Origin of the sequence: uncultured Porphyromonas sp. (genome assembly GCF_905372525.1) — a bacterium.
In the GTDB taxonomy this organism is placed as follows: domain Bacteria; phylum Bacteroidota; class Bacteroidia; order Bacteroidales; family Porphyromonadaceae; genus Porphyromonas.
This window is the reverse complement of record NZ_CAJPPN010000067.1, coordinates 1-6624: the sequence shown is the minus strand read 5'-3', so window position 1 is coordinate 6624 and position 6624 is coordinate 1. Positions and strand designations below refer to the sequence as shown.

Annotated in this window: 4 protein-coding genes and 1 pseudogene; 4 read left to right on the top strand and 1 reads right to left on the bottom strand. The window is 55.0% G+C overall.

The window, feature by feature from the left end; translation table 11 throughout:
* Nucleotides 1-472: 472 nt before the first annotated feature.
* Nucleotides 473-1684: pseudogene (locus QZ170_RS08960) on the top strand (RNA-binding domain-containing protein); the annotation flags it as partial.
* 281 nt (nucleotides 1685-1965) lie between these two features.
* On the opposite strand, the gene QZ170_RS09130 reads toward QZ170_RS08960, so the two are convergent.
* Entirely contained in the window at nucleotides 1966-2139 is a 174-nt protein-coding gene (locus QZ170_RS09130; protein ID WP_365300368.1) for a hypothetical protein, read from the bottom strand.
* Nucleotides 2140-2285: 146 nt separating this feature from the next.
* Here QZ170_RS09130 and QZ170_RS08955 point away from each other — a divergent pair, with 146 nt between their 5' ends.
* From QZ170_RS08955 to QZ170_RS08945, 3 genes are all read left to right on the top strand, one after another.
* A complete protein-coding gene (locus QZ170_RS08955) occupies nucleotides 2286-3107 on the top strand; it encodes a hypothetical protein (RefSeq protein ID WP_297180143.1) in 822 nt (273 codons plus the stop codon).
* Between the two features lie 378 nt (nucleotides 3108-3485).
* Nucleotides 3486-4856, top strand: coding sequence for a hypothetical protein (locus QZ170_RS08950; protein WP_297180140.1), 1371 nt, complete (start codon nucleotides 3486-3488; stop codon nucleotides 4854-4856).
* Between the two features lie 70 nt (nucleotides 4857-4926).
* A complete protein-coding gene (locus tag QZ170_RS08945; RefSeq protein WP_297180137.1) occupies nucleotides 4927-6408 on the top strand; it encodes a leucine-rich repeat domain-containing protein in 1482 nt (493 codons plus the stop codon).
* The last annotated feature ends 216 nt before the right edge of the window (nucleotides 6409-6624 follow it).

Genomic DNA, 6624 nt, shown 5'->3' with positions numbered 1-6624 from the left:
TTCCAAATCACAACGCAAATTCCCTCCCGCTTCGCACGCGGGTACATTATTTATAGGGGAGTAGGGAAGGAGCTGAGAAAAGGCTAGCTGCAGAGCTGGCACGAGCCCATTCGTTGCGCTGATATGAGCCCTTCTAGCGTACCGAGGAGAGCCTATTCGTACAGCTGAGAGGAGCCCCTAGACGAAGCAGTAATGAGCGCCCCAGTGTACACGCGTGTATACAACAGTGTACACGTGGGTACACAACTGTATACACACGTGTACACAAAACAGGATACGACGGGAGCGCAAAAGAGGGGATAACAAGCAGGTGGAGACGAGGACGGGACGAGGGAGGGGAAGGGAGCGGGTGGAGGGCGGGGGAGTCCCCACATCGCTAGATGCCCCACAGATAGAGAACGGACCGGAATAGTTGCTATCTTTGACGCTGGGGATTAGCCCTCACAATATCCAGTCACTAAACAGCGTCACAATGAGCAGAGAGCAGGAGACGACCACTTCCATCGAAAGGCTATTAGACCGTCACGAGTCCGAAGACCTAGAATTCAAACGAGCCAGAGGAGGTCTACCTAATAGTATCTGGGAGACATACTCAGCCTTCGCCAACACCCATGGTGGGCTCATCGTGCTCGGTGTAGAGGAGCTGAAGGATGGGAGATACGCTCTAGCAGGGCTATCCCGAGAAGATGCAGAAAAACTCAAACACACCCTCTGGCGAGAGATAAGAAATAAGCAGAAGGTGAACACTTGTATTCTGTCGGAGGAACATGTGATCATCGAGGAAGTAGACGGTAGCTATCTACTACTCATCCAGGTGCCGCAGGCTTCTAAGGAGCTACGTCCCATATATGTAGGGACACAAGCGGACAGCGGGACTTTCCAACGAAGGAGCGAGGGAGACTTCCGCTGCACCTCCACCGAAGTGCGGAGGATGTATGCAGACTCTGCCTTAGCTCACCCTGCCGATAGCCGAATACTCCGAAACTTTACTTGGGACGACATAGACCTCTCATCGGTAAAACAGTACCGCCTACTCTTTGCCCAAACAAAACCCTCCCACCCGTGGATCACAAAGGATGACCAAGGACTTATGGAAATGCTGGGAGGCTATCGCTCAGATAGGGAGACCGGGGAGAAAGGCTTCACCCTAGCAGGCTTACTGATGTTTGGCAAACCGGAGTCCATCACGGATCCAGACTGTGCTCCTCACTTTTTCCTCGACTACCAGGAGCAGATAGGGCAAGACAATGAGCTAAGGTGGATTGACCGTATTTATTCGGATGGGAGCTGGCCTTCAAACCTTTTCCAATTCTATAGGCGTGTCCTCCCCAAGCTTCAGGAGTCCCTACCGACTCCATTTATTCTTGATGGTAATCAGCGACGGGAGAATACCCCGGCTCATGAGGCACTCCGAGAAGCCTTCGTAAACTGCTGTGTACACGCAGACTATCGGGAAGCATCTCCCCTCAAGGTACTCCGCTCTCCAAGCCGTATCCTCTTCTCTAACCCTGGGACCATGCTGATCTCTCGAAGCCAATACATAAAAGGAGGGCAGAGCGTCTGCCGAAATCCTAGCCTACAAAAAATGTTCATGATGATCGGAGCGGCAGAACGTGCAGGTAGTGGGACAGATAAAATCTTCAAAGGGTGGGAAAGCATTGGGCGGCAACGCCCTAACCCACAAGAGAAAGATAACCCCAGCGTCGTGGAGCTATATATGCCTCTTGACTCGCTACTAGACCCCAAAGTAGAGCAAGCCCTAGAGCAACTATTAGGAGAAGACACTTGGCATAGGCTCTCACCGGATGAACGCAACGTACTATACATCACCTATACAGAAGGTGTTACAAACCATGACCGTATCAGATCCTCCCTCTCGATACACCGTGCAGACGTAACACTCCTCCTGCAGCACCTAGTACAGGAGGGACTCCTCTCATCACAGGGACATGGACGAGGGACTACCTACCGTCTAGAGGCTAATGTAGACACTCCAGAGGCTAATGTTGACAGCCCAGAGGCTAATGTTGATAGCCCAGAGGCTAATGTTGATAGCCCAGAGGCTAATGTTGATAGGCCTCGTACCCGGATACCATTTGAGGTCTTGAGAAGTATAATTATGGAGTACTGTACCGACAACTGGAGGAGTGCGCAGGAGATCGCTAGCTATACGGGTAAAACCACCTCCTACCTACGCAATCATATACTCCCCAAACTCTACCCCCATCTCGACAGACAATACCCGTCAGAGAGCCACCCCAACCAAAAGTATCGAACTAAGCCACATGAAGACTAACTATCATCTACGCCGCTGTGCCCTCAGAGCAATCCTTGGGGTCGTACTCACGGCGCTCATGCTCCCAGAGCTGACCTTGACCTCAAGAGCCGAAGGCAAGGACGAACTCATCTACCTCCTCTTTGACCTCCGTAAGTCCAAGAGGATGCTACGACACCGAGACTTCGGCCCTAAGCTCGACGTTTGGCGAAAGGAAAACGAGAACTTACCTGCCGGAGCAAGAAGAAGGAAGTTCCCCATCAACGAGGGTTGGCTCTCTATCGCCCCCGCTTGGCGTGGGGTGCAGGACTCGCTCCGGCTACCGGCCTTCCGCTACGGCTTCAATAGGAATGAGTGTATGCTCTCCTTCTACGTAGATAGCGTGGCAGAGCTGCCGACCGACTCAGGGCTCGTCTTCCATCCCATGAAGGCCTTCACCGATACCCTCCTAAGGCATGTATATCGCCCGATCAGCAAGGAGGATCAGCGACGAATCCGTATCGTCACACGTGACCATCAGGGACGCATGCTGATCTATAGAGTACTCGGGGTGTTTTTTGATAATAATTTCGGCTATCCAGAGTATATGGTAAGCTATGATTGCTACTTGGGGGGCGCTCGTTACCCCCCAGTGAACCCATGGAGCGGTCAACGTCTCCCAAACGATGCGACACTCGAGCAGCTACAGGAGGATCGGAAAGCCTTTCAACGACTCCTCAAGTATGGCTTTATCCGCAAGGACATATACCCAGACAGAGTCAAACGGCGTCTCAAAGAGGAAGCCGAACTACAGAAAGCAGCCCAAAGCGCTAAGGCTAAGCAAACACCCTAGCAGGAAGTCTCTCGACAAGTCAAAGGGGGAGCTAGGACAAGCATACCGAGATCCCATCTACACTCCCACAATGAATGCCCTCGTCCCCTACACTGGGGGGCGAGGGCGTTCGCTCCTAGGGCGCAGAGACACTCTCGGTAAGTACCTTTTTCCCCTCTCGGTACGTTAGCTATAGTAGGACACCTCGCGAAGGGGGTTCACACAGCCTGCACCCCTCGGGGTAGCCTATGATAGGCACATCGCCCCGTATCCGTCGGGATGTGTACAAACTCGTGTGCTACATATCAGCGGAAGTTGTTGTACCTTTGTAGGCTAGTTCGTAGCGATGACACTCTTTGAATCCGCTATAATCATTATATAAAAGAGAATCTTCGAGCAATGAAGAAAACACTTCTATCCGCCTGCGCACTTATCCTGCTGGGCGGTATCATCCAAAGCTGTAGCAAGGAGGCTAGTGAGCCCTCGACCAACCAGACAGCTACATCTACTGGCTCTACCAGCGTCCGAGGAGCCGACGAACAAGACCTCATCAACCTCCCCGGATCGCTGAGCACGGACAGCCTTGCCCTCGTCGCCCTCTACCAGGCTACGCACGGTGACGACTGGACTTACTCCAACAACTGGATCTCCGAAGCCCCCCTCTCCACGTGGAAGGGCGTCGAGGTACGTCAGGTGGGTGGTCAGCCCCGTGTCACAGCCCTTCGCCTCGGTGCCAATAAGCTCCGTGGACAGCTCCCTGCAGCCCTCGGACAGCTCGCAGCTCTGAGGGTACTACAGCTACAGTACAACGACGGACTCACGGGTCAGATCCCCGAGGAGCTCTTCCAGCTGGAGCAGCTACGTAGCCTGCGCCTCGACTTCACGGGCCTGACAGGTGAGCTCTCCGCTGGGATCGGACGTCTCACGAAGCTGGATACCCTAGACCTCCGCGTCAGCATCTACGACCAAACCCGCTGGTGGGATGGCGATATGAAGACCGCCAAGGAGCACCGCCCCAACCTCAAGACCCTCTCGGGTAAGCTCCCCAAGGAGATCGGGAACCTGCGTGAGGCTCGCTATATCGACCTCTCGGGTCAGGGCTTCACGGGCGAGCTCCCCAGCGAGCTCGGTCAGCTCTCCTCCCTCCACTACTTCGCAGCCTATCAGTGCCACTTCGAGGGTGCTATCCCTGCCTCGCTCGGTCAGCTCAAGGAGCTCACCTACCTCTCCCTCGGGCGCAACGCTCTACGTGGAGAGCTCCCCAGCGAGCTCGGTCAGCTCTCTAGCCTGCGGGAGCTCCTCGTCAGCTACAACCAGCTCTCGGGGACCATCCCTGCAAGCCTCGGCCAGCTCAAGGGGCTACAGCTCCTCAACCTCGAGCACAACCAGTTCTCCGGGAATATCCCCGAGGCACTCACTGCCCTGAATGGTCTCTACCAGCTCTACCTCAATGGCAACAAGCTCATCGGTCGTATCCCTGCAGACCTCGCTGGCGCACAGCAGCCCAACCTCTTCTGGATCGACCTACGAGACAACGACCTGACGGGTCACCTGCCTGCACGTATCAAGCAGTACCTCCCCAACGACAAGCAGTACGCACACATCCACGGCCTGCCCGAGTACGGCTACGCAATCTTCGCAGTCTCGGGCAACCGCCTCTCGGGTAGCGTCCCCCAGGAGTACCTCCAGTACCCCAAGACGCTCAAGCACCTCCTACCACAGCGTGGCGAGGGCTTTGCTAACCTCCCCAATGGCTCTATTGCCAAGTAACTCTCCCTTCACTACGTCACCTGCCCACGTGGGGTAGGTGACGTAGTAATTCGATTTTTCAATCTTAATTATGAACATCAGTAAGCTAGTGCTTGCGCTCGGGCTCACACTTGCCCTCGGCGCACTCCCCTCCTGCCGTAGCAACGAGGATCCAACACCAACACCTACACCAAAGCCTCAGTCCGGTATCGTCATCAAGAACGGCGTCCTCTCGGCCTACCCCGAGAAGGAAATCAAGGACGGAACAGTTAGCCTCCCAGAGGTCACCACGATCAATGCAAAGGTCTTCGAAGGGTACAAGACCCTAAAGAAGGTCGAGGCTCCTAAGCTCACCAAGGTCGAGGCTGCAGCCTTCAAGGGCTGTACCGCCCTCACCTCCCTCACCCTAGGCTCCACTATCCCTGCGGTAGCTGATGATGCCTTCGAAGGGACTCCCGACACGAAGGATCTCGTCGTCCCCACCGAAAAGGCCAAGGAGTACAGAGCCTTCGCCACCAAGCACCACTTCAAGACCATCAACGGTCAGGCTATCCCCACGATCCTCATCGAGGCAGGTGTCCTCAAGGTCTACCCCGCAGAGCTCCTCCCCGAGGATGGTAAGCTCACTCTCGCAGCGAACGTCACCAGCATCGCTGACGAAGTCTTCGCTGGTCAGACACAGCTCAAGGAGGTACACGCTACGCACGTAACGAAGATCGGAGCTAAGGCCTTCAAGGGTTGCTCTGCGCTCTCGACCGTAGAGCTAGGCGAGGCCGTCCCCACAGTCGCTGATGACACCTTCGAGGGGACTCCCGACACGAAGAACCTCGTTGTCCCTGCCGAAAAGGTTGCGGACTACCTAGCCTTCGCCAAGAAGCACCACTTCAAGACGATCAACGGCGAAGAGCCCATCGAACTCCCAGCCGGGGTCGTCGTCGAGGGCAACACCCTCAAGAAGTGGCCTGCTAGCGTAGCTCGCCAAGAAAAGGTCGTCCTCCCCAGCTACATCACCAAGATCGGTATGGGAGCTTTTGAGAGAGGAACTCAAGTCATAGAGCTCGTTGGCCCTGGCGTCGAAGAGATTGCTATGAAGGGATTCGGAACACAGGGAACAGGTAAACTGCGCAAAGCAACCTTCCCCAAACTGAAGAAAATCGGGGAGAGGGGAGTATTCAGTTGTGATGCCCTCACGACCTTCGAAGCTCCTCTACTAGAGGAGGTCGGGGTAGGCGCCTTCCTGAGGTCCTCTAAGATCACGGAGTTCAACTTCCCCCTACTCAAGAATGCTCCTACGGATGCCTTCAGAGCTGGGTTCCAGGGCGATCTCAAGAAGATCGTACTCCCTGCAGTCACGAGCTTTGGCGAAAATGTATTCAACTTCCACAATAAGGTTGAGTCCATTGAGCTCGGAGCAACACCTCCCACAGGATCCGTTGCAAACCTATTCGACAATGCTCTCAAGAGCAAGAACCCTGCACCTAAGGTTATCGTCCCTGCCTCTGCCGTGGATAACTATGGTGGTCTAGGTAAGAAGTGGCTCGGCATCTTCGTCGTCGAAGCTAAGAAGCCCTAATCTCACCCTACTCTAGCGTCCCCCTCGGGACATCAAACAGCACTCCCTGCCCTACTCGTGGGGTAGGGAGTGCATAGCTTATATAACAGACCTCATGACTACTAGCAAACTTCTGATCGCACTAGGGCTGACACTTGCCCTAGGCACGCTGCCCTCCTGCAAGAGCAAGGATACCCCTATCCCTACTCCCACCCCGAAGCCCGCTCCCACACCTAC